The following is a 24,555-nucleotide window of genomic DNA, read 5'->3' as shown; positions in this document are numbered from 1 at the left end:
TCAGTAATCCGCCTCGGCGATGTTGGGCACCAGGATGTCGGAGGTGTCGAGCCGGTTGTTCTGCACCTGGATGTTCACCCGCTCCGGCGGGCGCGGCGGCAGCAGCAGCGCCAAGGGCAGAGAGATGCAGTTCACCGCGCCGGCGATGCAGCCGTTGATGCGGTAGCGCGTCAGCGAGGCGGAGGTGGCGGGCCGGGTCAGCTCCGCCGCGCGCGCCGCTTCCGCGCCGGCGAGGTTGTTCAGCGTGCCGAACAGCTGCGCGCTGCCGCCGGTGCCCTGGATGCCCAGCCGCCCGGCCGTGATCTCCCCGCTCAGCGCCGCCGCGTTGCTCAGCAGGAACACCGCCGAGCGCCCGGCATCGAGATTGAGCGCGATGTTTCCGGCCGGACCGCTCCCGAGCAGGCCGAAGGAGCCCGGCAGTTCCGTGTTGGGCCGGCGCACCTGGGTCCGCTGCAGGTTGGCCGCCAGGCCGGGAACGTCGGGCCGCACCTGTTCCAGCGGGTCCGGGTTGTTGCCGGCGCGGCTGTCGAACACCACCGCCGGCAGGCGCGCCGGGTCGCGCGCCGACACCGTGCTGCGCGCCCCGGCGGTGATGCCGCCCGGGCCCCCGAACACCGCCGCGTTGCCCACGACGGCGCTCAGCGCGTCGAGCCGCAGCGCGCCGCCGGCCCGCGCGTCCAGGGTTTCCGCCTCGACCCGGGTGCGGAGGATCGTGGCGTCAGCGCCGGCGCGCAGCCGCACCGTGCCGCCCGCCGTCAGGGTGCTGTCGCCCAGCCCCGCCCCGGCGCCCGCGCTCAGCCGCGTTTCGGTGTTGGAGGCGATGCGGCTTCCCGTCACGTCCAGCCGGCCGGCCTCCGCCGTCACCGCCACGGTGCCGGCGGACAGGGTGCTGCTGCCCAGCCCGGCGCTGCCGCCGGCGTCCAGCTGCAGCTGGCCGAGGGAGAACAGCGTGGTGCCGGACAGTTGGAGGTCGCCCCCGGCGGCCAGGCCGGTGCCGCCGGCCCGGGAACTCACCTCACCGCCCGTCACCTCCAGCCCGGCGCCGGCCGTGGCGGTGATCGTGTCGGCGGACAGGGTGCTCGTTGCCAGCAGCAGCCCGCCCCGCGCGTCCAGAACCAGGGTACCGGCCGCGGACAGGCCGCCGTTGCGCAGCGCGATGCCGGCGCCGGCGTCCAGCGCGGCGGTGCCGGCCTCCAGCGTCGTGCCGGACAGGGCGATCTCCTGCCCCGCTTCCAGCCGCACCGTGCCGGGAGAGGACAGCACGGTGCTGCCCAGCGCCATGCCCGTGCCCGACGAGAGCGTGCTGCCACCGGCGCGGCTCTCGATCCGGCCGCCGGTCACGCCCAGGCGCCCGCCTTCCGCGGCGAGGTCCGCCGTTTCCGCGACCAGGGTGACGCCCAGCAGCGTCGCGTTGCCGCCGCTGCGCAGCCGCACCGTGCCGAGCGAGATCAGCGGCAGGTCGCGCAACGTGGCGCCGCCCGAGGCCCGCAGCGTGGTGCCCGCGGCCTGCGTGCGGATTTCGCCGCCCGTGATGTCCAGGGTGCTGCCATTCGCCGCCAGCGTCACTCCCGGCGCGCCCAGGCCGACGCCGGACAGGGACAGGGACTGCCCGGCGGTGATCCCCACCCTTGCCGTGGAGGTGAGCGACGTGCCGTCCAGCGTGATCCTTCCGGTGGCATCCAGGGTGGTGCCGCCGTCACGGCTGGTGAGCGAGCCGCGGGTGACGTCGATGTTGCCGCCCCGCGCGGTGAGCGAGGCGATGCGGGCGTCCAGCGTCGTATCGGTCAGCCCGATCGCTCCGCCCGCGCCGAGTTGCGCCGTGGTCGCGGCGGTCAGCGCGGTGCTGTCCAGTCCGATGCTGCCGGTTGCATCCAGCGTGACGCCGCCGTTGCGGCCAGTGACCGAGCCACGGGTGACGTCGATGTTGCCGCCCTGCGCCGTGAGCGAGGCGGTGCGGGCGTCCAGCGTCGCACCGGTCAGTCCGATCGCCCCGCCCGCGTCGAGCTGCACCGTTCCGGCCGAGCCCAGCGCCGTGCCGTCCAGGCGCAGCTCCCGGCTGGCGCCCAGGGTGCTGCCCCCGGCCCTGGTGTCGATGCGGCCACCTTCGGCCGTCAACGCGCCATCCCCGGCAGTCAGCGTGGCCCCCTCGGCGTCCAGGGTGGCTCGGTTCAGCGCGACCTCCCGCCCCGCCAGCAGCTGCAGCGATCCGCCGGAGCTCAGGGCGGTGTCGCGCACCTCCAGCCCGGTTCCCGCCGTCATCACGGTGCCGGCCGCGCCGGAGGCCACCGAACCGCCGGTGGCCTCCAGCCGCAGCGAGGCCGACAAGCCGATCCGCCCCGCCGACAGGAGGCCCGCCGTGGTCAGCGATCCGCCGGACACGACGTCCAGCGTGCCCGTCCCGTCGCTGCCGGGCGTGACACCCACGGATTGCCCGGCCGCCACGGACAGGTCGCCGCCCGCCTCCAGCCGCAGCGCGCCCGCCGCGCTCACCGGGCCATTCACCGCCAAGGGTCCGGCCACGCGCAGCCGGTTGGTGCCCTCGCCGGCCGCGAAGAACAGCAGCGTGTCGATCCGGTTCTCCTCGCCCAACCGGATCGCGCCGGTTGCCGACGCGTCCAGCGTGCCGCCCAGCAGGATCGCGCCGGGGTCCTGGGTGATGCTGCCGCCGCTGCGCAGCCGGATCGTGCCGTCCGGCGCCTCGGCCGTGCCGCCCAGCACCAGCGGGCCGGCGTTGTTCAGCGACAGGGTGCCGCCCGTGCCGGCCCCCAGCGCGCCGAAGCGGCCGACCTGGTTGCCGCCATTGTCCAGGCGGAGGTTGCCGCCGGCCCGGGCGATCAGCTCGGGCACCGCGATCGCCGCGCCGGAGCCGAACAGGTCGCCCGTGCCGTTCAGCACCAGCGTGCCGGCCACGCCCGGCGAGAGCGCGCCGTTCAGGGTGATGCTGCCCGCCAGGGTGGGACCGCCGGGCAGGGCGCCGATGCTGAGGGTGCGGGCATCGGCCCCGGCCAGGGCGAATTCCGCCGTGTCCAGCGACAGCGCCCCCGCCGCCGGGGTGCCCAGCGCCACCGCCCGGCCGGGGGTCACCGGCACCAGCGTCACCGTGCCGCCAGGGGCCGAGAGCGCGCCGAGCAGCGCGAGATCGTCGGCCGCGACCACCAGGGAGTGCCCGGGACTGGCCGGCGTGCCGGCGGCGAGGTTCGCCAGAACCAGCGCGGCGCCGCCGCCCACCGGCTGCCCGGTGCCGGGGTCGATCGCCGGCGGCAGCACGCCGCCCGCCGCCGCGAGCCCGCCCACGGCGAGCCGCAGGTCGCCGCCCGCCACCAGGCCGGACACGGCGTTGAGGACGTTGCGCGCCACGCCCGCGCCATCGCGCGAGTCCAGCGCGACCGTGCCGCCCGCCTCACCCGACAAGCGCTCGACGTTCAGGCGGATGCCCTGCGCTTGCACGATGTCGCCCGCCGTCAGCAGCCGCAGCTCCCGCAGGTTCGGGTCGGCGAAGCTCGCGGGGTCGCGCAGGTCGACGTCCCCGGCCAGGGCGATCCCGCCCGCGGCCGTGCTGCCGACCACCAGCTGCGTGGTGCCGATCCGGCGCAGCTCCTCGTTGCTCAGCGACAGCGTGCCCGCGGCCTCGCCGCCCAGGGTCACGGCGCGCCCTTCCGCGGTGGGCCGCAGCACCACCACGCCACCCGGCGCGGATAGCCCGGCCCCCACCAGGAGGGCAAGGTCGTCGGCGCTGATCGTCAGCACCCGCGCCCCGCCGGGCCCGCCCTGCCCGGCCGACACCTGGCCCGACACGGTCAGCACGGGCACGCCGCTGTTCACCGCGATCGCGAGGTCACCGCCGGTCGCGAAACTGCCCAGCGCCACCGCGTTGATGCCGGGACCACCGGGGGTGATCTGCAGCGTGGCGCTGCCGCCCAGGGCGCCCTCCAGCACCCGCGCCGCCAGCGTACCGCCGGTTTGCAGGAAGGTGCCGCCCGCTTCCAGCCGCACCGTGCCGCCGGGTGCGGCCCCCGTCGCGGCGATGCCGCCGCCGGTCTGGGCGATGTCGCCGGACAGGGCCCGCAAGGTCAGGTTGCCGGCGGTGCTCTCGGCCGTGCCGGAGGTGGTCAGGGTGGTGCCGGCCTGCACCAGGGCGTCGCCGCCCGCGCGCAGGGTGCCGCCATTGGTGAGCGCCGTGCCGGCCGTCGCGCCGAGGGTGGTGCCCGCCAGCGCGCTGCCGCCGTTCACCAGCGCCGCGCGGGCCGCCAGGACGGCGGCGGCGGCGCTGTTCAGCGTGCCGGTGTTGCGCAGTTCCCCGCCCGACACCGTGAGGCCGCCGGCAATCACGGTGCCGGTGTTCTCCAGGTCAGCACCATCGGCGGCCAGGGTCACGGCGCCGGTTGCCAGCACGGTGCCCGCGTTGCCCAGCAGGCCCGATCGCGCCGTCAGCGTCGCGCTGTCCGCGGCCGACACCACGCCGGTTTCGGCCACGGGGTTGCCGGCGGCATCCAGGCGCGGCGCGTTGCGCAGCGCGTTGCCGGCCAGGAGGGATAGCGTGCCGGGGTCGTTGGCACCCGCGGCGCTGTTCAGCCGCCCGGTGTTGCTCAGGCTGCCCAGCGTCGCTTCCGCCACCAGCCCCGAGGCGGACACGGTGCCGGAATTGCTGAGGTCGCCGCCGCTGGCCGTCAGGCGCGCGGCATCGGCCGCGTTCACCACGCCGGTGTTGGCGCGGGCATTGCCGACAGCGTCCAGCAGCACGGCGTTGTTCAGGCCGTTGCCGGCGCGCAGGGCCAGCGTGCCGGGATTGTTGACGCCTGCGACGCTGTCCAGGCGCCCGGTGTTGCTCAGCGCGCCCAGCGTCGCCTCGGCGGAAAGGCCGGAGGCCGCCACCGTGCCAGCGTTGTTGAGGGCGCCCGTGACCGCCGTCAGGCTGGCCGCATCGGCAGCGCCCAGTGCCCCGCCGTTGCTCAGGCTGCCCTGGGCGAACAGCGTCAACGTGCCGGGATCCACGGTGCCGGCGCGGCTGTCCATCGACCCGGTATTGGCCAGGTTGCCGGCTTCCGCCCGGACCGTCAGCCCCGCCGCGGCGATCGTACCGGCGTTGTCGAGATTGCCGCCCGTGGCGGTCAGCGTGGCTGCCCCGGCCGCGTTCATCACTCCGGTGTTCGGCACGGCGACACCGTTCGCCAATTGCGGTGCGTTGCTCAAGCCGTTGCCGGCGCGCAGCGCCAGCGCGCCGTTGCCACCCAGGCTGTCCAGGCGCCCGGTGTTGCTCAACGCCCCCAGCGTCGCCTCGGCGGAAAGCCCCGTGCCCGATACCGTGCCGCTGTTGCTCAGCCCGCCCGTGGCCGCCGTCAGCCTGGCCGCATCGGCGGCGCCCAGCGCCCCGCCGTTGCTCAGGCTGCCCTGGGCGAACAGTGTCAGCGTGCCGGGGTCCACGGCGCCGGCCGCGCTGCTCATGCGGCCAGTGTTGTTCAGGTCGCCGGCTTCCGCCCGGACCGTCAGCCCCGCCGCGGCCATCGTGCCGGCATTGTCGAGATTGCCGCCCGTCGCGGTCAGTGAAGCCGCCCCGGCCGCGTTCAGCACCCCGGTGTCCGGCAATGCCACGCCATTGGCGGTGAGCGGCGCGTTGCTCAGGCCGTTGCCGGCGCGCAGTGCCAGCGCGCCGCTGTCGCCCAGGCTGTTCATGCGCCCGGTGTTGCTCAGCGCTCCCAGCGTCGCTTCGGCGGAAAGCCCTGCGCCCGACACCGTGCCGCTGTTGTTCAGCGTCCCACCCCGCGCGGTGAGCGTCACCGTGCCGAGGCTGCCCAGCATCCCCGTCTGCGCCGCGGCGGCGCCCGTGGCGGGGTCGCGCAGGGCGGTGTTGAACAGGTCGGTCCCGGCGGTGGCGCGCAGGTCGCTGCCCGCGGCGATGCGGCCGGTGTTGCGCAGCGCGCCGTTCGTGGCTTCCAGCACCGCCCCGCCATCGCTGAGCAGGAGGCCGGTATCGGCCACGCGGCCACCGGCGGCGTCCAGCAGCCCGGCGTTGCTCAGATCGGTGCGGCCGCTGGCGGACAGGCCGGCGGCCCCGAACACCACGCCGTTGTTGAACAGGCTGCCCGTGCGGCCCGCGGTGCCGGCCAGCAGGGTGGCGGCGCCGGCATCGGCGCTGATCCGGCCGGTGCCGGCCACGACGGTGCCGGCATTCACCAGCGCCTCGTTGCGCAGCTCGGTGCCGGCGGTGGCGAGCAGGTTGCCGCCGGCGCCGGCAACGCCGGTGTTGCGCAGCGTGCCGGCGGTCGCGGCCAGCGTCATCGGGCCTTCTGCCCGCAGGCTGCCGGTGCCCGCCACCGCCGCGCCGGCGGCATCCAGCAGCGCCGTGTTGGACAGGTCCGTGGCGCCGGTGGCGGACAGGCTGGTGCCGGCCGTGACGCTGCCGGTGTTGCTCAGCGCGCCGCCCCGGGCCTGGAGCACGGTTGTGCCGGCGGATCGCAGAACGCCCGTTCCGGCCAGGCGCAAGCCCGTGCCGGCCTGCTGCAGCGCGGTGTTGGACAGGCTGGTGCCGGCGGTGGCGACGAGGCCGCTGCCCGCCGCAGCCTCGCCCGTGTTGCTCAGCGCGCCGGCCGTCGCGTCCAGGTTCAGCGTGCCACCAGCTTGCAGCACGCCGGTGCCGGCCACGGGCAGGCCGCTGCCGTCCAGCAGCGCGGCGTTGCTCAGCGTGCCGCTGATCGCCACCAGCGTGGCATCCCGGCCGGCGGCAACAGAGCCGGTGTTGCGCAGGTCGCGCCCGGCGAACAACTCGGCCTGCGGGCCGGACACGCTGCCGGCGTTGAGAAGGTCCAGCCCGGCCTCCAGCCGCACCCGGGAGTCGGGGCCCGCGCCGCCGCTGCCGGCCGTGGCGCCCACCCCCGCAGGAACGGTCAGGGTGCCGTCGGAACGCAGCCGCAGATCGGCCGGGGCGCCGGGCACGACGGTGGAGGCGAACACCTCCGTGTCCACGGTCAGGTCGCGCGTGCTGGACAGCGACAGCCCGCCGGCGACGCTGCGCAGCCCGTAGCCCGCCGCCGTGCCATCCTCCGCCGTGGCGCCCAGCAGCCGCGTGCCGAAGCCGTCGGCCACGCGGCGGCCGATGCTGTCCACCGCGTTGGCGCCGTCCAGCGCCACGCTGGCGCCGCTACCGGCGATGCCGCCGACGTTGATCGCGCCGGCGGCGCTCTCACTGACCGTGCCGGCGGCCTGCAGTTCCAGCAGCCGCACGCGGTCGGCGTCCGCGCCGTCGCGCAGCGCCACCGCCCCGGTCACGGCGATGTCGCGCCCGTCGATCCGCAGCCGGTCGACCGGGTCGGCCACGGTGCCGATCCGCGCCAGCTCGGCCGCGTCCAGCGCCAGGACCGCGCCGATCGCGCCAGCCGCGGGGGCGCCGCCCAGGGCCACGTCGCCGGCGATGGCGCGGCCCAGCCGCACCGTGCCGGCGGGGGCGCGCAGGGTGGCGCCGATCTCCAGATCGTCCGCGCGCAGCGCCAGCGTGCCCCGGCTGCCCGCGACCAGCTCGGCCTCGATCCGCAGCGCCGCGGCGCCGGGACGCAGCACCGCGCTGTCCTGCAGCAGCGACACCTCGCCCGCCGCGCGCAGGCCGAAGCTCTCGGCCGCACCGGTGGCGGGGTCGCGCGCCGCCACCACGGCGTCCACCTGCTGCGCCGCCGCGTCCAGCGCGATGCGACCGCCGGAGGAAGCGGCCAGCCCGGCGACGTTCAGCACGCCCCCGGCGGTGGCGGCGATGTCGCCGCCGGAACGCAGCTCCAGCACCGTCGGCGCGCCCGGGATCGCCGAGAAGTCGGCGTTGCGCAGCGCGAAGCCGCCCGCCACGGTGATCGGCACGCCGCCCTCCGCGCCGATCAGCAGCCGCCCGGCCCGGATGCCGTCGATGTCGCCTTGCAGCAGGGACAGCGTGCCGGCCCCGCTCGCACCCAGCGTGATGCCGGTGCGGAAGGCCGGATCGGCCGGGTCCAGGGTGAAGGGCGCGATCCGCACCGTGCCGCCCTCGCCCAGCCGGGCTTCCGCCTGCACGAGGTTGCCGCCCACCGACAGCGTGTCGGCCAGCAGCGTCACCGAGGCCGGCGTGGTCGCCGCCGCGGCGGGGGCCGCGAATTGCGCCGACTGCACCGCGCCGCCCAGGGTCAGGGAAGTCGCGGCCAGCGTCACGGCATCGCGGGCGGTGATGGCCTGCGCCTCACCCAGCCCGGTGGACAGGGCGTTGCCCGGCGCGTCGCGGAAGCTGAAGCCGCCCTCGGCCGCGCTGCCCGCGAGGTTGCCCACGCGGTTGTCCAGGGTCAGCGCGACGCCGCTGCGGCCTTCGGCCAGCAGCTCCGGCGCGGCCACCGTGCCGCTGCCGGACTGGGTCAGGCTGCCGCCGGCCCGCAGCGCGATGCGACCGCCCGACTCCACGCCAGCCTGCAGATCCAGCTTGCCGGCCGAGGCGAGCAGGTTGCCCCCGCCGGTGTTGCTGGCATCGCCCGCCGACACGGCGCCCGCCACGGTCAGCGCCCGGCTGGAGGAAAGGGCGAGCCGCCCCGTTGCCCCGGTGCCGGCACCGCCGAGCCGTTCCACCGCGTTGACCGGCGCGCCCGCCGCCGTGGCCGCGTCCAGCAGCACCGACCCGCCAGCCGTGGCGAAAAGGGTGCCGGCGGCGATGCCGTCCCGCGCCGCGTCGAAGGCCAGCCCGTCGCGCGGCGCCTGGGCGATGTTGCCGCCCAGCGGCCCGGTGCCGTCGGCCGCGAGCCGGACGGTGGCGCCTGCCACCCGCGCGGCGAGGGCCAGATCGGCCGCGCGCAGGTCCACCGTGCCCGCGGCCCCGGCCAGCACGTCCGCGTTCACCGCAAGATCCCCGGCGCTGCGCAGGGTCACGTCGCCGCCCGAGCGCAGCGCGGTGTTCGCGTCGTCCGACAGGCCGGACAGGCGGAGGATGCCGTTGGTTTCGCCCAGGGCGATGCTGCTGCCGGTGGCAGCCAGGCCCGCCGCGGTCAGCGTCGCGCCGGGGTCCTGGGCGATGGTTCCGGCCGAGCGCAGTTCCAGCGTGCCGCCGCTGCCGAGGCCGGCAAGGTCCACCGCCCCCGCCACGCGCACCGCGCCGCCATCGCCGCTCTGCCCGAGGATCAGCCGGTCGGCGACGATCCGCGCCAGGGTGTCGGCGGACAGGTCCAGCGTGCCCGTGCCGGTGCCGCCCAGCGTGAGGCCGCGGCCATCCTGCGGCCGCAGCGTCACCGTGCCGCCGGAAGCTTCCACCCGCCCGGCGATGCTGAGCGCGTCGGCGTTCAGCACGACGCTGCCGGCGGAACCGTTGGCGAACACTTCCGGCGGGGCGCCGGAGTCGAGGATGCGCAGGGTCGGTGCCGTCAGCCGCACCGTGCCGGGCGCGGCAACATCGGCGTAGGCCGGGGTGACGGTGCCACCGGCCGGCAGGGGGATCACGGGCTGGTCACGCCCCACCTCCAGCGTCCGCGTCGAGCGGAACAGCAGGCTGCCGCCATCGGCCCGCCCACCCAGGAGGTCTACCTGATTGCCGGCCGCTTCCAGCGAAGCGTTTCCCGCCGCGTGCAGGTAAAGGTTGCCGGCCGTGATCCGGCCCGCCGCGGTCTGGGCGATGTCGGCGCCGATGGTGCCGGGCGTGCCCAGCCCGTCCGGCGCGCCGCCGCTGGCCACCACCGTGACCGTTCCGGTGCCCAGGCCGGAACTGACCGCCCCCTGCAGCGCCACGGAACGGCCCCACAGGTTCACCGTCGGCGCCGTGGCGGTGCCGGTCAGCCGCAGCGCGCCACCGCTTTCCAGCCGCAGCGCGCCGGCCTCGGTTCCGGTGTCGCCCGACACGGTCAGGCCGGTGCTGCTGAACACCCGTGCCCCGGTGCCGGCGGACAGGCCGCCGACCTCGTCCAGCGTGTTGGTCGCGGAGCCCAGCGCGAAGCTGCCGGACACGCTCCCGTCCACCCGCGCCACGTCCAGCCCGCCGCCGGTCTGCGCCACGCTGCTGCCGAAGAGTTCCAGCCGCGACACGCCGTCGCGCAGCCCGACATCCCCCGCCAGGGTGACGGCATTGCCGGCGGTGGCCGGGGTGGCGGCGCCGTCCGGGCGCTCGCCCACGCGCAGCACGGGCGCGGTGATGCGGCCCAGCGCCGCGTCGCTCAGCATCAGCGCGCTGCCGGGATCGGTGCCGCCGAGCTGGATGGCCCGCCCGTCCGTGGCGGTGACCAGCCCCACCGGGCCGGCGGAGGAGGTCACGGTGCCGTCCAGCACCACCGTGTCGGCGCGCAGCGCGGCGCCGTTATCGGCCCGCAGCGAGCCGCCGGCGGAGATTTCCAGCGTTTGGCCGGCCCCCGCCGCCAGCTGCGCCGTGCCGGCCGAACTCGCCGCCCCGCCCAGGGTGATCCCGCCACCCGCGGCGAGGCCCAGATGGCCGGCGCTGCCCTGCACCGTCAGCCGCTCGCCGCCCGCGGCGATGCGGATGCCGCCCGCCGTCGCGGTCAGGCCGAGGTCGCCGCTGGTGGCCGTGGCGCTGCCATTGACGGCGATGCCCTCCGCACCGCGCGCTTCGGCCGTCACGGCGGTGCCGCTCACGCTGCCGGTGCCGGTCACGGTGATGCCGCCCGAGGCGTCGAGGCCCACGGCGCCGGTGGCGCTGCCCACCGCGGCGCCCAGGCTGATGGCGGCGCCGAACAGCGACACGCCATCGGCGCCGCCGGTAACGGCGGCGCTGTTGGACACCGTGCCGGCCGTGGAGCGCAGGGTCACGCCACGGCCGCTCACGGTGCCGCCGGCGGTCAGGTCGCTGCCCGCGGTCAGGGATGCGGCGCCGGTGGCCTGCACCGAGCCGCCGGCCTGCACCGACATCGGGCCGCCGGCTTGCAAGGTGATCCCCGTCGCGGCGGTGATCGTGCCGGCCACCGCCATGTCGGCCCCGGTCCGCACGGCGAAGCTGCCGATGGCCGCAGCGGCGTCCTGCAGCACGGGCAGCGAGTTCCCCGCTTCGGTCAGCGTCACGCTGCTGCCGTGGGCGGACAGCGCGGGCGCTGCCAGGGAGGCGCCCGTGCCCTGCGTGACCGCGCCGGCCGATTGCAGGTCCAGCGTGTTGACCCGCTGGGGCGCCTCGGTGACCAGGTCCACCGGCCCGGCCACCGTCACTCCGCCGGTCTGGCCGGCGTTGCCGATGCTCAGCCGGTTCGCGGTGATGCGCCGCAGCTCGGCTTCCGACAGGTCCAGGGCGGCGGTGTTCTCGCCACCGATGGCCGTGCCCAGGGAGATCGGGCGGGCGGCGGTGGCGGTGTGCAGCGCGACGGTGCCCCCCGCGGCGCCCAGCCCGGCGCCGATCGCCATGCCGTCGGCCACCAGGTTGAGGAGGCGGCCCGTGCCGGCGGCGATGGCAGCGCTGTTGGACAGGGTGTTGCCGGCCCGCAGGCGCACATCGGTGGCGGCGGACACCGCCCCGGTGACGGACAGGTTGCCGGCGGTGGCGACGGTGACGTTGCCGTTGGCCGCGCTGGCATCGCCCGTGGCGACACCGGCGCTGCCCCCCGCCAGCACGGGGATGGCATTGCCGCCATTGTCCAGCGCCACGTTGCCGATCGCCGCCACGGCCACCAGCTCCGGCACCGCCAGGGTGCCGCCGGTCTGGGTGACGGAAGCGCCGGAGCGCAGCTCCAGCCGGTCGATCGTGCCCGTGTCCAGCGCGACGTTGCCGCCCAGGTTCAGCCCGCCGGCATCGCTGCCGCCCACCACCAGCGTGCCCGCCCGGACCCTGCCGAGCTCGTCCTGGCTCAGGTTCAGCGCGCCCGCCACTTCCGCCGGGGCGGCGAGGGCGATCGTCGTGCCGGTGCTGAAGGGCCGCAGCGTGACGGTGCCGGAAGAGGTGAGGCCGACGAGGTCGGTCAGCAGCGTGCCGGGCGCGACGCTGCGCAGGGTGGCGTCCAGCTGCATGGCATTGGCCGCCACGGTGGCGCCCACCGCCGTGACCGCGCCCGCGCCGGTCATGCTGAACAGGCCCTGGGTTTCGGCCCCGAAGGCGCCGCCCAGCAGGATAACCGGCTGCGTGACGCTGATGCCCAGCCCTTCGAGGCCCGCCGTTCCGGTGGTTTCCAGCAGCAGCCCGCCGGCGGTCAGCTTGGTGACCGCGGCATCCACGGCGATGCCGCGGGTGGCGGAAAGCCGCACCGTGCCGTCGAACAGGTTGATGGAGCCGGCGGTGACGCGCACCTCGCCGGCGTCGTCGGGGCTGTTGGCGGTGACCAGGCCGGTACCGGCGGTCGGTGCCTCGTTGGTGTCCGGAGCGGTGGGTTCGGACGCCGTGGCCACCACGCGGATACGCTGCGGGTCGAGCAGGAATTCCCCCGCCCTGCCGGCCGGGGCGGAAACGTCGATGCCGGCGGACAGGTTCATCCCGCCGCCGGAGGACGCTTCCACCAGACCGCCATCGCCGCCCTGCGGCCCGCCGCGGGCGGACAGGTTACCGGCCACCGAGACGGACTCCGCCCCGTTCACGATCACCGCGCCGCCATTGCCGCGAACCGTGGCATCGGCGCGCAGCGTGGCGCCGCGCTCCACCGCGGTGCGGGTGGCGCGGCGCGCCGGCCGCCCGGCCGGGCTGGCTGCGTCGGCGCCCACGGCGATGCGTCCGCCGCCGCTGCCGCCCGAGGCGTCCACCACGGCCCCGGCCACGACCCGGGCGGTGCCGCCCTCGGCCAGCACCTCGACACTGCCGCCGCGCTCGCCGGCGCCGCCCGTGGCGGAAACGCTGCCGGCCACGCGCACGCCGCCGCCGGTGCCGCGCAGGGCAACTTGGCCGGGGCGGCCATTGGCGGTGGGGGCGCTGATCCGGCCGGAATTGCGCACCACGTCCTCTACCAGGCCGGAGGCGGCGTTGGCGGACAGCAGCACGGAACCGCCGGCGGCCTCGATCGTGCCGGAATTGGTGACGATGGCCGTGCCGCCATCGGGGGCGGTGCGCACCGCCTGGGTCACGTCGATGGAAAGCAGCCCGTCGCCGGCGAGGTCCAGCGCGTAGGTTTCCGCGCCCTGCAGCGCCACCTTGCCCAGCCGGGCACGGATGGTGCCGGTGTTGCCGACGCGCGGCCCCACCAGGGCAGCGAGGCCGCGATCGGCCACGGTGATGTCGCCGTGGTTTTCCACCCGGGCGCCGGGGCGCGGGGCGCCGTCGAACACCATGCGCCCGGCCATGAAGTTCTCGTTGGTGATGTTGGCGGCCGAGGCGATCAGGCTGCCCACATTCACCTGCGCCCCCTGCGCGAACACCACGCCCGAGGGGTTCACGATGGCCACGCCGCCATTGGCGGACACGCGGCCGGCGATCAGCGAAGGGTCGGGGGTGGTGACGCGGTTCAGCGTCCAGGACTGGGCGCTGGGCTGCTGGAACTGGACGCTCTGGTTGCGGCCGACGTCGAAGCGCTGCCAGTCGATGGCGGCGCGCTCCGTGCCCTGGGTGATCGTGGTGGTGGTGCCGTTCCGGGAAATGCCGGCCTGGCCGGCCACCACGCGGCCGCCCTGCGGCGCGGCGTCGGGGGCCTGGGCCAGGGCGGGGGCGGCCGGCAGCAGCGCCGTGGTGCCCAGCAGCCAGGCGCGCAACGCACCGGCCCGCATCGCCGCGTACTCGGCCATTCCCCGACGCTCCCCTTTATCGCTTCATCTCAGAACCGGACCAGGGTCCGGAAAAACACCGCCGTCTCGTTCAGCGGGTCGGCCGCCGCCCCGGTGGGCTGCCGGCTGATCCGCTTCACGCCCTCCACGTCGAATTGCAGGCTCTCGTTCAGGGGCAGGCGCAACCCGCCGCCCCAGGAGGACAGCTTGCGATTGAAGTCGTTGCGCGTGCTCTCGAAGGAGCGGCCGACATCGCGGAAGGCATAGAGCTGCGGCGTCGGCTGCAAGGTCCAGCCGACATAAGGCAGCTCGATCGTCGGCAGGGCCACGTCCAGCTGCAGCTCGGCGGCGAAGCCGAAGGCGCTGTCGCCGGTGACCTGCCCGGCATAGAAGCCGCGGCCCAGCCGCGCGCCGCCGAGGTAGAACTTCTCCGCCGTGGGCAGCACGTCGGCGCTGTACTGGCCCTGCACCAGCCCCTGGAGGCTGATGAGCCCACCGTCGAAGGGCGAGAACAGGGGCTGGGTGCGCTGGATCTCGCCCGAGATCTTCCGGAAGTCGAACTCGCTGCCGTTGCGCGCCGGGCTGGACGGGCCGGCGCCGGAGGTGCGGCCGGAGCGGGTGGCGCCGAAGATTTCCAGCCCCTGGTGCAGCCGGAAGCCGGCGGTGGTGGTGGCGGTGGGCAGGAAAGGCACGACGCTGTCCAGGAACTGCGCGTCCAGGCCGCCGCGCAGCACGCGGATGGCGTCGCGCGACTGCTGCGTGCGGTCCGGCTTGCCCTGGTCCACCGTGCTGTCGAACACGTCGAACTGGCCGACGGCGTAGAGGTTGAAGGGCCGCGAGCGCACCAGTGGGTAGAAAGTGGCGATGCCCCCCACCTGCGTGTCGCCGCGGTAGCCCAGCTGCGACAGGGTCGAGCCCGGCCGCGCCCGGCCGGCGCCAGCGTAGAGGCGCACGCGCAGGCCGGAACCGCCCACGAAAGCCTCGAAGGAGCCCTGGAGGAAGTTCTGGTTGTTGGCCTCGCCGCCGAACAGCGCCAGCTCGGTGCGCTCGCCGAGTTCGGTGAAGGCGTTCAGCCCGGCCACCAGCAGCCCCTGCCAGGCGCCGGACAGCTTGTAGCCGCGGTTGTCGAGGTTGAAGTAGCCGGAATAGGATTTCCGCTCGACCTGCGCCACCAGCTGCAGCGCGCCGGCGCGGTCGGGCAGCGGGCGCAACACGCCGCGCACGGTGATGCCGGGGATGTCGGAGGCCAGCAGCAGCGCCCGCTCGATCGCCGCGGCGGTGACGGGGGTGGTGTCGCGCACCCGCTCCAGGAAGCGCAGCACCTGGGTGCCGGCGGGGCCGATATCGCCTTCCAGCCGGACCTCGGACACGAAGCCCTCGGTGATGGAGAAGGAAAGGTCGGCCACGCCGTTGCCGCGCGGGGTCAGGCCGGCGGCGATGGCGGCGAAGGGAAAGCCCGCGTCGCGATAGGCCCGCAGCATGTCGAGCCGGGCTTCCTCGACCTGCGCGAGGCTCACCGCCTCGCCTTCCCGCAACGCCAGGGCAGCGCGCAGGGTGGCCGTGGGCAGGGCGGTGTTGCCCTGCACGGTGACCGCGCCCAGGCGCACCACGGCGGCCGCCCCCGGGCCGGTCTGCGGCACGATGGGCGGGGCGGAGATGGAAGGGGAAAGGCGTGGCGGCTCGACCGGCGTGAGCCGTTCCACCGGGTTCTGCTGCAGGGCCGGCGGCACGGCGGGCTGGGCGGTCGGCTGGGCCAAGGCGGGCAGGCTGGTTGCGAGGCCGGCAAGCAGCGTCAGCCGAAAGGAAATCAGTCTTTGCATGGACTCCTCACGACGGCGTGTAACGCGAAACCGCCGCGAGGACCATGGCCGTTCATCAACCGTTACGAGAAATTCCGCTCAGTCCGGCAGGACGCTGAGCCCGTCCGGGGCCAGCGTCACCGTGCCCGGCCCGGTCATGCTGACCGGTTGCGCCAACGGTGCCACGGAAAGCGGGTTGCCGCCACTGGCCGCGTCGAACAGGCCCAGATGCGTCAGCGTGCCGGCGGCGGCGGTGAACACGAAGCGCAGCGACTCGGCGTTGGACTGCGCGCCGGTGCCGTTGAACACCGCGCGCTGGCGGGCATAGCCGGTGCCGGTGGGTTCGCCGGTCAGCCCCGTGGCGGTGCCGCCGGTGCCGAGTGCCGCGTAGACCGCCGTGGGCAGGGCCGGCAGGCGGCCGCACAGGGCGCGGGCGAGCAGGTCGCGGGAATAGTCGGTCAGGTGGCTCATCGATGCTTTCCTCCGGAGAAAGGGTTCAGCCGGCCGCGGCCAGGGCGAGCAGGTCCGCGTCGGGCAGGCGCGCGGGGGTGTGGTCCAGCACGGAGATTTCGCCGTTGAGCGCCCGGTTCAGCGCTCCCGCGGCGTGGCCGACCAGCAGCCGCGACAGGCCGGTCGGGATGGCGGCGATGGCCCGCTGCACCGCGCCGCCCGTGATGCAGAAGGCGAGCTCGCCCGGCGCCCAGGCGAGCGCGGCGCGAAACGGCATGCCCACCGCCATGCTGCCGCCGGTCAGGGTGGCGGAAGCGGTGCCGCCGCCTTCGGCCTCAGCGGTGACGGGCAACCCGCCGGCGTTGCGCACCACGATCCGGTTGCTGTCCGTGCCGTCGTCGATCTGCCACAGGCCTTGCGGGATGGCCGCCGCCGCCTGCGGCAGGGTGCAGCGCGCCACCACCGTGCCCGCCGTGCCGAAGCCGCCGGGGGGCTGCCAGGATGGCAGGTCGGCGGCCCGGCTGCCGGCGCCGGGCGTGCCGGCCAGCGGCAGGATCGGGAAGCTGGCGAAGCTGCCCTTCTCGTATTGCGGCGCCCCGAAGCGAAGTGTGATGTCGATCGCGGCGCCGCTGGACACGTTGAGGAAGTGCAGCGTGCGGGTAAAGGCGGTGGCGGCGTTGGTGAAGCTGCGGGTGATGGCGAAGCGGCTGCTGCGCAGCGCCCCGCTGCCGGGCACCCAGGCCGCCGAGGAAGTGGCGGTGATCCCGCTGGAAGCGTTCAGCTCGTAGAGGTTGGCGCTGACGCCATTGATGCCGGACAGCGACCCCGCCACCACCACTCCGAACCAGGAGGAGGTCCAGACCTCCCCCGCCACCGCCGGGCAGCCCGTCGGCTGCTCGGTGGCCCAGTTCAGCGAGGTGGTGTTGGCCGTCGCGGTGCCGGAAAAGCGGATATCCACGTAGGGGATGCCGTCCTGGACGCCGCTGCCGACGATGCTGTTGGTGATCCCGGCCGCAGTGCCGCGGGTCCAGAAGGTCGGGGTGGTGCCGAGCAGGAAGCCGCTGCCGCCCGTCGCGGCAGCCCCTTCCGCGCGCGGGTTGCGAACGCCGTTGACCCGCGCTTCCTCCACCAGCAGGCCGTTCGCGGCCGAGAAGCGCGGCAGATCCGCCGCGACCTCCAGCCGCGTGCCGGACGCGTCGAAGCCCGCCGCCCGCGACGCCCGCGCGAAGCCCGCGGGGGCGTTCAGGGCACGGGGCGCCAGCAGCCGCGTCCACGGCGTGCCGTCGGTGGCGCCGCCATCCAGCGCCAGCACCACGGGAGCGATGCCCAGCATCAGGCAGCCCCTGCCCCCGACAGGTGGCACACCCTGGTGGTGCCGCCATCGGGCGAGTAGACGAGCAGGCTGGCGACGCCGTTCGCCTTGATCTTGCCGAAACCGTCGGAATTGGTGGGCGCGGCGTTGTTGGTGAAGTTGGCCAGCGTCAGCGGCAGGCTGGCGCCGGTCAGGTTGACCACCATGCAGGAAAAGCCGGCCCCGGTGTTGTTCCAGTCCAGCGACAGGGTGGTGCCGGGCCGGGCCACCAGCATTCGGGAGTTGTGCGCGGCCTGGGTCACGGCCGTGGCCCCAGCCAGCGTCACCTGGGTCAGCCGGCGCTCGGTGAACTGGTTGTCCACGTATTGCCGGGTGGCGGCCTGCATCGCCGCGGTCGGGTCGGCGGGCAGCACCAGCGGCCCCGCCAGGGTGACGGTGCCGGCGGAGGAGATGCGCAGGCGCTCCACCAGGGTGTTGTTCAGGCGCACGTCCAGCGTCACCGCGCCGGCCTCGGCGCCGGCCGCGACGTTCTCGGCCAGGGCGGTGAGGCGGCCGTAGACGGTTTCCGTGCCGGCATTGTTGAAGCCGGTAAACTGCAGCAGGCCGATGCGGTCGTTGTTGGCGGGGCTGGCGGACATGCGGCGGATCTGCACCGTCATCGGCGCGGTGGCGCCACCGCTGGCGCCGAGGTTGATGATCCCGTTCGGGTTGCTGGCGGGATCACCGCCGATGTTCAAGGCGCCGCCGGCGGCGCCGGTCATGATGTTGTAGGCCGCCACGTCGTCGGGATTGGCGATCGCCAGCCGTCCGCCCGTGGCCGTGCCGCGCCGACGCACGGTGACGGTGCCGTCGGCCGCCACGTCGAAGCGCCGCTGCGGGCCGGCCTCGGCGGAGGGCGTGGTGGCCAGTTCCACCGTGCCGGCCGCGATCCGCGCCGTGGTGCTGTTGTGGCGGTTGCCCACCATCACCACCCGCTGCATCGCCAGGTCGGACGCGGCGGTGAAGGTGGCGCTGCGCACATCCGTGCCGATCAGCGTCAGGTTCACCGCATTGGCGCCCATGTTCAGGATGTTGGTGCTGCCGGTGCCGTGCAGGTTGCCGCCGCCCGTCAGGTCGCAGCCGTTGAGCGTGAGCGCGCCGCGCTGCACGTCCACCGTGCGCAGGGAACCGCCGTTGATCACCGCGCCCACGATGTGGTTGTGATCGCTGGAATTGGCGTCGGCCAGCACCGTGGTGCCCTGGGACGACAGGAAGCCGCCGATCCACTTCATGCGGAAGGTGTCGCCGGTCAGCCGCAGCCCGATCGTCGCGGGGTCGGCCACGGCCAGGCTGTTGTCCACCGAGCAGTTGATGCACTGGATCGCCGCTGCGCCGGTGCCGAGGTGGAAGCCCACGTCGTAGCCGTAGGCGAAGCAGTTCATGAACTCGCCCACATCGGTGGTTTCCACGAAGAAGGCGACGCCGGTGCGCCGGTTCATCCAGCAGAAGACGCTGCCGCCGCCCGTGTAGCCGCTGCTGAAGCTGGAGCCCTGCAGGTCGAAGCTGGTGGCGGACACCACGGTCACGGTGAAGCGGCCATTGGCCGCCGGCAGGCCGAGGCAGCCGTTGAGGTTGATCATGTCGCCGGTGAGCAGGCCGTGCGCCTCGCCCGTGGTGATCCGGATCAGCCCGGCGCCGTTGTCGGCGCAGCCGGTCACCGTGCGGGTGACCAGGGACACGCCGCCCAGGTTGCCGGTGACGAAGGGCCAGAAATGCACGTCGCGGACATGCGGGATGTCGTAGGCATTCTCGATCCGGATGCCGTTGCGGTTGTCGCCCAGCACCTCGCGGATCTTCAGGCGCGGGTTGTAGACGCTGAGGATGGCCTGGTCGAAGCCCAGGATCAGCAGGCTTTCCAGCCGCGCATCGGCGCCGTTGCTGTTGACCCCGTTGCCCACGGTGATCGCCGTGCCGGCAAAGGCCGCCACCGCCGCGAAGCCTTCGCGCAGGGTGGTGGGGGGCGTCAGGCCGCGCCGCAGCACCGCCACCCCGATCAGCGCGGCGTTGCGGCGTACCCGCACCGTGCGGGCGGGGTCCACGATCAGGCTGTAGGGCATGCTGCGGTAATCGGCGCCCAGCCGCTGCGCGCCGGGCGAGAAGCCGCCGGTGACGCAAACGTCGGGCTTGATGTCCAGCTCCGCCGCCGCGATCAGGTAGCGCTTGGGGCCGAGCCGCACGGTGCCGCCGCCCTGCGCCGCGGCGGCGTTGATCGCGGCCTGGATCGCCGCCGTGTCGTCCGTGACGCCGTCGCCCTTGGCGCCGAAGTCGCGCACGTGCAGGCTGCGCTCGGCATGCATCAGGCCGCGCAGCTGCAGCATGGTGGAACGGCGGGTTTCGCCGAAGCCGGAGCTGTTCTGCACCAGGGGGGTGAAGTCGTCATCGGCCAGGGCGCTGACGGCGGGCAGCTCGCTGATCTTCACGTCGGGCATGGGGCGGGGGCGTCCTGTGCGGGGAAGGGAAGCGGGGAGTGGGCGGGGGCGGCGCGACGGGTCAGAGCAGCAGCGGCGACCCGCTCTCGGTCTGCAGGGCGCCGCCGGACTCGGTGACGAGGCTGGCATTGGGCGCCACGGAAAAGGGCGTCGAGGTTTCGTTCACCGCCGCGTCCGCGGAATCCACGACCCGGATGCGGTAGCCGCTGCCGGTGGTCGGGAGGGTGAAGCTGGCCTGCGCGCGGCCGTTCGCCACGGGCGCGGCGATCGGGCCGGACAGCACGGCGCCGGCACCGTTCAGCAGGCTGAACCGCAATTCCTGCAGCGGTCCGATGGCGGTGGCGCGCGCGACCAGCGTGGCGCCGGGCGACACCAGCGCCGGCAGCGGGTCGAGGTCCACGGCGCGCGGGATGGCCCGCGCGGTCACCCCCACCCCGAAGCGGACCGCCGCCGCGCGGGTGAAGCGCAGCGGCGCCAGCAGGGTGTCGAGCACCAGGCCGTTGCCCACCGCCGCGCCGCTGCGCACGGGCAGGAAGGCCATCGCGTCGGAGGCCTGCAGGATCAGCATGTGCCCGGGCAGCAGCCGGTCGGCGGCGGCCGCGAAATAGCCGGGCGCCAGCACCGCCGCGCGGGCGTCGGCCGTGCTGTAATACCAGAGGGTGAAGGGGCTGGCCGAAACCAGGGGCGTCAGGGCGCGGGCGTCGAAGGGCATGCGGGCTCCGTGGCTCCTCGAAACGCGCGGCGACGCGCCGCCCCGGCCGGGGGCCGGGGCGGTGAGGGCGCGGTTGGGGTCGATGGGGGGGTGGGCCGGCGGACATGCCTCGCCCGTTGGCCAGGAGCGAGTTACTGGAAAAAATACCTTAAGTCAAGAAAAAATACCTACGCCTGAGGTGGTCGCCGTGGCGCTTCCCGCGGCCTAGTCTGTGCCGTCCTGCCGAGAACGGAACCGCCCCGACCCATGCGACGCTTCTGGCTCCCCCTGCTCGCCGCCCTGCTGCTGCCCGTGGCCCTGCCGGCCAGTGCCCAGGAACGCGTGATCAACGTTTATAACTGGACCGACTACATCGACCCCGCGGTGATCGAGCGCTTCACGCGCGAAACCGGCATCACCGTGCGCTACGACGTGTTCGACAGCCTCGAGACGCTGGAAGCCAAGCTCTCCGCCGGCCGCTCGGGCTACGACGTGGTGGTGCCGACCTCCGAGCCCTCCTTTGCCCGGCTGGTGCGGGCGGGGGCGCTGCGGAGCCTGGACCGGGCGCGGCTGCCGAACTTCGCCGGGCAGGACCCGGCCCTGCTGCGCCAGGTCGCCAGCAGCGACCCCGGCAACGCGCACGGGGCGATCTACCTGTGGGGCACGATCGGCATGGGGCTGCGACCCGCGCGCATCCGGGCGCTGTTTCCCGAGGCGCCGCTGGACAGCCTGGACCTGCTGCTGCGCCCCGAGAACATCCGCCGCATCGCCGGCTGCGGCGTGGCGGTGATGGACAGCGGCATCGACGTGATCCCCTCCGTGCTGCACTGGCTGCGGCGCGACCCGCAGGGCGCCGGCGCCGAGGACCTGCGCGCGGCGGAAGCGGCGCTGCTGGCGGTGCGTCCCTCCTTCCGGGCGATCATCTCCTCGGCCGCCATCACCGACGCCCTGGCCACGGGGGAATATTGCGCGGTGATCGGCTATTCCGGCGACGTCGTGCAGGCCCAGGCGCGCGCCCGCGAGGCCGGGCGGGGCGACGACCTGACCTATGTCCAGCCGCGCGAAGGGGCACAGCTGTGGTTCGACATGCTGGCCATTCCCGCCGATGCCCCGCACCCCGAGGACGCGCACGCCTTTATCGACTTCCTGCTGCGCCCCGAGGTGATGGCCGCCATCACCAACAAGGTGCGCTATCCCAACGCCGTGCCGGCCTCGCGCGCCAGCCTGAGCGAGGAAGTGGCGCGCGACCCCAACATCTATCCGCCGCCCGAAGCCATCGCGCGCGCCTTCACCGTGGCCGCGCCGCCGCCGGCGGCCGAGCGCGCCCGTTCCCGCGTCTGGTCGCGCGTCAAGGCGGGGCGTTGAGCCGGGCGGAGGCGCCGGAGGCGGCCCCGGGCGGAACGGCGGCGCTGCTGCAGCTGCGCGGCGTGTCGCGCCGCTTCGGCGGCGTGGTGGCGCTGGACGGGCTCGACCTGGAGGTGGCGGCGGGGGAGTTCCTGGCGCTGCTGGGCGGCTCCGGTTCCGGCAAGTCCACCCTGCTGCGGGTGGTGGCCGGCTTCGAGCAGCCGGATTCCGGACAGGTGCTGCTGGACGGGCGCGACTTGGCCGGCGTGCCGCCGCATGCGCGGCCGCTGAACATGATGTTCCAGTCCTACGCGCTGTTTCCGCATCTCTCCGTCTTCGACAACATCGCCTACGGCCTGCGCCGGGAAGGCCGGCCGCGGGCGGAGATCGCGTCCCGCGTGGCCGCGGCGGTGGCGCTGCTGCGGCTGGAGGGGATGGAAGGGCGCAAGCCGCGGGCGCTGTCGGGCGGGCAGCAGCAGCGGGCGGCGCTGGCCCGCGCCCTGGTGAAGCGTCCCCGGCTGCTGCTGCTGGACGAGCCGCTCGGCGCGCTGGACGCCAACCTGCGCGAGCGCACCGGCTTCGAGCTGCGCGCCCTGCAGCGCGAGAGCGGCGCCGCCTTCGTGATGGTGACGCACGACCAGGCGGAAGCCCTGTCCCTGGCCGATCGCGTGGCCGTGCTGGTGGGCGGGCGGATCGCGCAGATCGGCCCGCCGCGCGACGTTTATGCCCGCCCCGCGACCCGCGCCGTGGCCAGCTTCCTGGGCGCGGCCAACCTCCTGGAAGGGCAGCGCACCGCCGAGGGCCTGCTGGACTGCGCCGGCTGCACGCTGCGCGCCGCCGCGCCGCTGCCCGACGGCGTCAGCGCCTGTGCCTTGCGGCCGGAAGGCGTGCGGCTCGCCCCCGGCGTCACCGGCCCCAACAGCGTGGACGCGGTGGCGGCGGAGGTCGCCTTCCGGGGTGGCGACAACCTCGTGCTGTTCCGCCTGCCCGGGGGCGGCACCCTGCGCGCGGCCCTGTCCGGCCCGGCGCCGGCGCGCGGCGAGACGGTGCGGCTGGCCTGGGACGCGGCGGCCGTGGTGCCGCTGCGCGACGATTGATGCGGCAGGACTCCTCCCCCGGCGATGCCGCGCTGCCGGACCGCTCCGGAGCGGTGCCCGCGGGCCGTGCCGGTACCGGCCGCCCCGACCCGGCCCGGCTGCTGCGGCGCCTGCTGCTCGCGCCCGCGGCGCTGTGGCTGCTGCTGCTGGTGGCCGCCCCGCTGGGCGTGGTGGCCGTGCTGTCCCTGTCCTGGCAGGCCGAGGGCGTACCGCCCTTCGACCCACCCTGGCGCGGCGAGGGGCTGAACACCGACAACTTCGCCCTGCTGCTGGGCGACCCGCAGTACCGCGACAGCTTCGGGCAGTCCCTAGTGCTGGCCGGCGTCACGGCGGCGCTGTGCCTGCTGCTGGCCTTGCCGATGGCGCTGAGCATCGCGCGGGCGGCCCGGTCGCGGCTGCTGCTGGCGCTGGTGCTGCTGCCCTTGTGGACGGGCTTCCTTTTGCGCGTAGGCGCCTGGATCGGCTTGTTGCGCGACGAGGGCTGGATCAACGGCGTCCTGCGCGGGCTGGGGCTGATCGAGCAGCCCTTGCAGCTGCTCTACACGCCCCTGGCGCTATATCTGGGCATGGTGCACGCCTACCTGCCCTTCGCGGTGCTGCCGCTCTTCGCCACCTTTTCCCGCCTGGACCCGGTGCTGGAGGAAGCCGCGGCCGACCTGGGCGCCACGCCCACCCGCGCCTTCCTGTCCGTGACCCTGCCGCGTGCCTTGCCGGGGGTGGTGGCGGCCTTCCTGCTGGTGTTCATCCCGGCGGCGGGGGAATACGTGGTGCCGGAACTGCTCGGCCCCACCGGGGCGCTGCCGGTCGGGCGGGTGTTGTTCGGCGAGTTCTTCAGCAACCGCGACTGGCCAGTGGCCGCCGCCCTGGCCTGCGCGCTGCTGCTGCTGCTGCTCGGGCCGATCCTGCTGTTCCAGCGCCTGGGGGAACGGCCGTGATCCCGCCCTGGGCGCGCTGGGGCCTCTGGGCGGGGCTCGGTTTCCTGTGGCTGCCGGTGCTGCTGCTGGTGTTCTACGCCTTTTCCGCCGATCCCGTGCCCTTCCGCTGGGGCGGCTTCTCCTTGCGCTGGTTCGCGGCGCTGGGCGGCGATGCGCGGCTGATCGAGGCGGCCTGGCTGTCGCTGCGGGTCGCCGCCGGGGCGGCCAGCATCGCCGCCCTGCTGGGCGGGGCGATCGGCTGGCTGCTGGCGCGCGGCGGCGCCTTTCGCGGCCGCGCCCTGCTGGGCAGCCTGGCCGGCGCGCCGCTGGTGCTGCCCGAGGTGGTGACCGGCCTGTCCCTGCTGCTGCTGTTCGTGGCGCTGGAGAACGCGATCGGCTGGCCCGCCGGGCGCGGCGCGGGCACGGTGCTGCTGGCGCATGCCACCCTCGGCGCGGCCTATGCCGCCGTGGTGGTGCAGGCGCGGCTGGCACAGGCCGCCCCCGACCTGGAGGACGCCGCGGCCGACCTGGGCGCCGGGCCGGTCACGGTGTTCCGCACGGTCACCCTGCCGCTGATGCTGCCGGCCCTGGCCGCCAGCTGGCTGCTGGCCTTTACCCTGTCGCTGGACGACGTGGTGCTGGCCGCCTTCGTGTCCGGCCCCTCCGGCACCACCCTGCCGATCGTGCTGTTCTCCATGCTGCGCCTGGGCATGACGCCGGCGGTCAACGCGCTGGCCGTGCTGCTGCTGCTGACCGTGGCCGTGGTGCTGGTGCTGGTGGGATTGCTGAGCAGGCGCTCGGTGGCTCACGAGGGGGCTCTGCCCCCTCGCGCTCCCCCGCCAGGAAACTGAATTTCCTTGGACCTTCCATTCGCAAAAGAG

Annotated in this window: 10 protein-coding genes; 4 read left to right on the top strand and 6 right to left on the bottom strand. The window is 74.8% G+C overall.

What is annotated here, in order from left to right:
* The 6 genes from ACLIBK_RS16670 to ACLIBK_RS16645 form a co-directional block, all read right to left on the bottom strand.
* Window positions 1-13,620, bottom strand: coding sequence for a filamentous hemagglutinin N-terminal domain-containing protein (locus ACLIBK_RS16670; protein WP_415388410.1), 13,620 nt, complete (start codon window positions 13,618-13,620; stop codon window positions 1-3).
* 29 nt (window positions 13,621-13,649) lie between these two features.
* Entirely contained in the window at window positions 13,650-15,419 is a 1,770-nt protein-coding gene (locus ACLIBK_RS16665; RefSeq protein WP_415388409.1) for a ShlB/FhaC/HecB family hemolysin secretion/activation protein, read from the bottom strand.
* 78 nt (window positions 15,420-15,497) lie between these two features.
* The gene (locus ACLIBK_RS16660; protein ID WP_415388408.1) at window positions 15,498-15,869 is read right to left on the bottom strand and encodes a hypothetical protein; all 372 of its coding nucleotides are present in this window, start codon (window positions 15,867-15,869) and stop codon (window positions 15,498-15,500) included.
* Between the two features lie 25 nt (window positions 15,870-15,894).
* Window positions 15,895-17,181, bottom strand: a complete 1,287-nt coding sequence (locus tag ACLIBK_RS16655; RefSeq protein ID WP_415388407.1) for a hypothetical protein — start codon at window positions 17,179-17,181, stop codon at window positions 15,895-15,897.
* Window positions 17,181-19,628, bottom strand: coding sequence for a glycosyl hydrolase family 28-related protein (locus ACLIBK_RS16650; protein ID WP_415388406.1), 2,448 nt, complete (start codon window positions 19,626-19,628; stop codon window positions 17,181-17,183). Before ACLIBK_RS16650 ends, ACLIBK_RS16655 begins: the two co-directional genes overlap by 1 nt.
* Window positions 19,629-19,689: 61 nt before the next feature.
* Window positions 19,690-20,340: a hypothetical protein gene (locus ACLIBK_RS16645; protein WP_415388405.1), complete on the bottom strand. Its 651-nt coding sequence runs from the start codon at window positions 20,338-20,340 to the stop codon at window positions 19,690-19,692.
* Window positions 20,341-20,586: 246 nt separating this feature from the next.
* On the opposite strand from ACLIBK_RS16645, the gene ACLIBK_RS16640 reads away from it, so the two are divergent.
* Genes ACLIBK_RS16640 through ACLIBK_RS16625 form a run of 4 tightly spaced genes read left to right on the top strand, consistent with a single transcriptional unit; the run spans window position 20,587 to window position 24,525 of the window.
* The gene (locus tag ACLIBK_RS16640) at window positions 20,587-21,684 is read left to right on the top strand and encodes an extracellular solute-binding protein (protein ID WP_415388404.1); all 1,098 of its coding nucleotides are present in this window, start codon (window positions 20,587-20,589) and stop codon (window positions 21,682-21,684) included.
* Window positions 21,681-22,760, top strand: coding sequence for an ABC transporter ATP-binding protein (locus ACLIBK_RS16635; RefSeq protein ID WP_415388403.1), 1,080 nt, complete (start codon window positions 21,681-21,683; stop codon window positions 22,758-22,760). Before ACLIBK_RS16640 ends, ACLIBK_RS16635 begins: the two co-directional genes overlap by 4 nt.
* On the top strand, window positions 22,760-23,695 hold the full coding sequence (locus tag ACLIBK_RS16630; RefSeq protein WP_415388402.1) for an ABC transporter permease: 936 nt from the start codon (window positions 22,760-22,762) through the stop codon (window positions 23,693-23,695). The genes ACLIBK_RS16635 and ACLIBK_RS16630 overlap by 1 nt, the downstream gene beginning before the upstream one ends.
* Entirely contained in the window at window positions 23,692-24,525 is an 834-nt protein-coding gene (locus ACLIBK_RS16625) for an ABC transporter permease (RefSeq protein ID WP_415388401.1), read from the top strand. The genes ACLIBK_RS16630 and ACLIBK_RS16625 overlap by 4 nt, the downstream gene beginning before the upstream one ends.
* Window positions 24,526-24,555 lie beyond the last annotated feature (30 nt).

This window comes from Roseomonas sp. BN140053 (assembly GCF_047690175.1).
GTDB lineage: Bacteria > Pseudomonadota > Alphaproteobacteria > Acetobacterales > Acetobacteraceae > Roseomonas.
The sequence above is the reverse complement of the archived record's forward strand: the minus strand, read 5'-3'. Positions and strand labels throughout refer to the sequence as shown.

Coding starts and splice junctions, on each gene's coding strand:
- ACLIBK_RS16670 (WP_415388410.1), bottom strand. CDS start 13,620: ATGGCCGAGTACGCGGCGATGCGGGCCGGTGCGTTGCGCGCCTGGCTG.
- ACLIBK_RS16665 (WP_415388409.1), bottom strand. CDS start 15,419: ATGCAAAGACTGATTTCCTTTCGGCTGACGCTGCTTGCCGGCCTCGCA.
- ACLIBK_RS16660 (WP_415388408.1), bottom strand. CDS start 15,869: ATGAGCCACCTGACCGACTATTCCCGCGACCTGCTCGCCCGCGCCCTG.
- ACLIBK_RS16655 (WP_415388407.1), bottom strand. CDS start 17,181: ATGCTGGGCATCGCTCCCGTGGTGCTGGCGCTGGATGGCGGCGCCACC.
- ACLIBK_RS16650 (WP_415388406.1), bottom strand. CDS start 19,628: ATGCCCGACGTGAAGATCAGCGAGCTGCCCGCCGTCAGCGCCCTGGCC.
- ACLIBK_RS16645 (WP_415388405.1), bottom strand. CDS start 20,340: ATGCCCTTCGACGCCCGCGCCCTGACGCCCCTGGTTTCGGCCAGCCCC.
- ACLIBK_RS16640 (WP_415388404.1), top strand. CDS start 20,587: ATGCGACGCTTCTGGCTCCCCCTGCTCGCCGCCCTGCTGCTGCCCGTG.
- ACLIBK_RS16630 (WP_415388402.1), top strand. CDS start 22,760: ATGCGGCAGGACTCCTCCCCCGGCGATGCCGCGCTGCCGGACCGCTCC.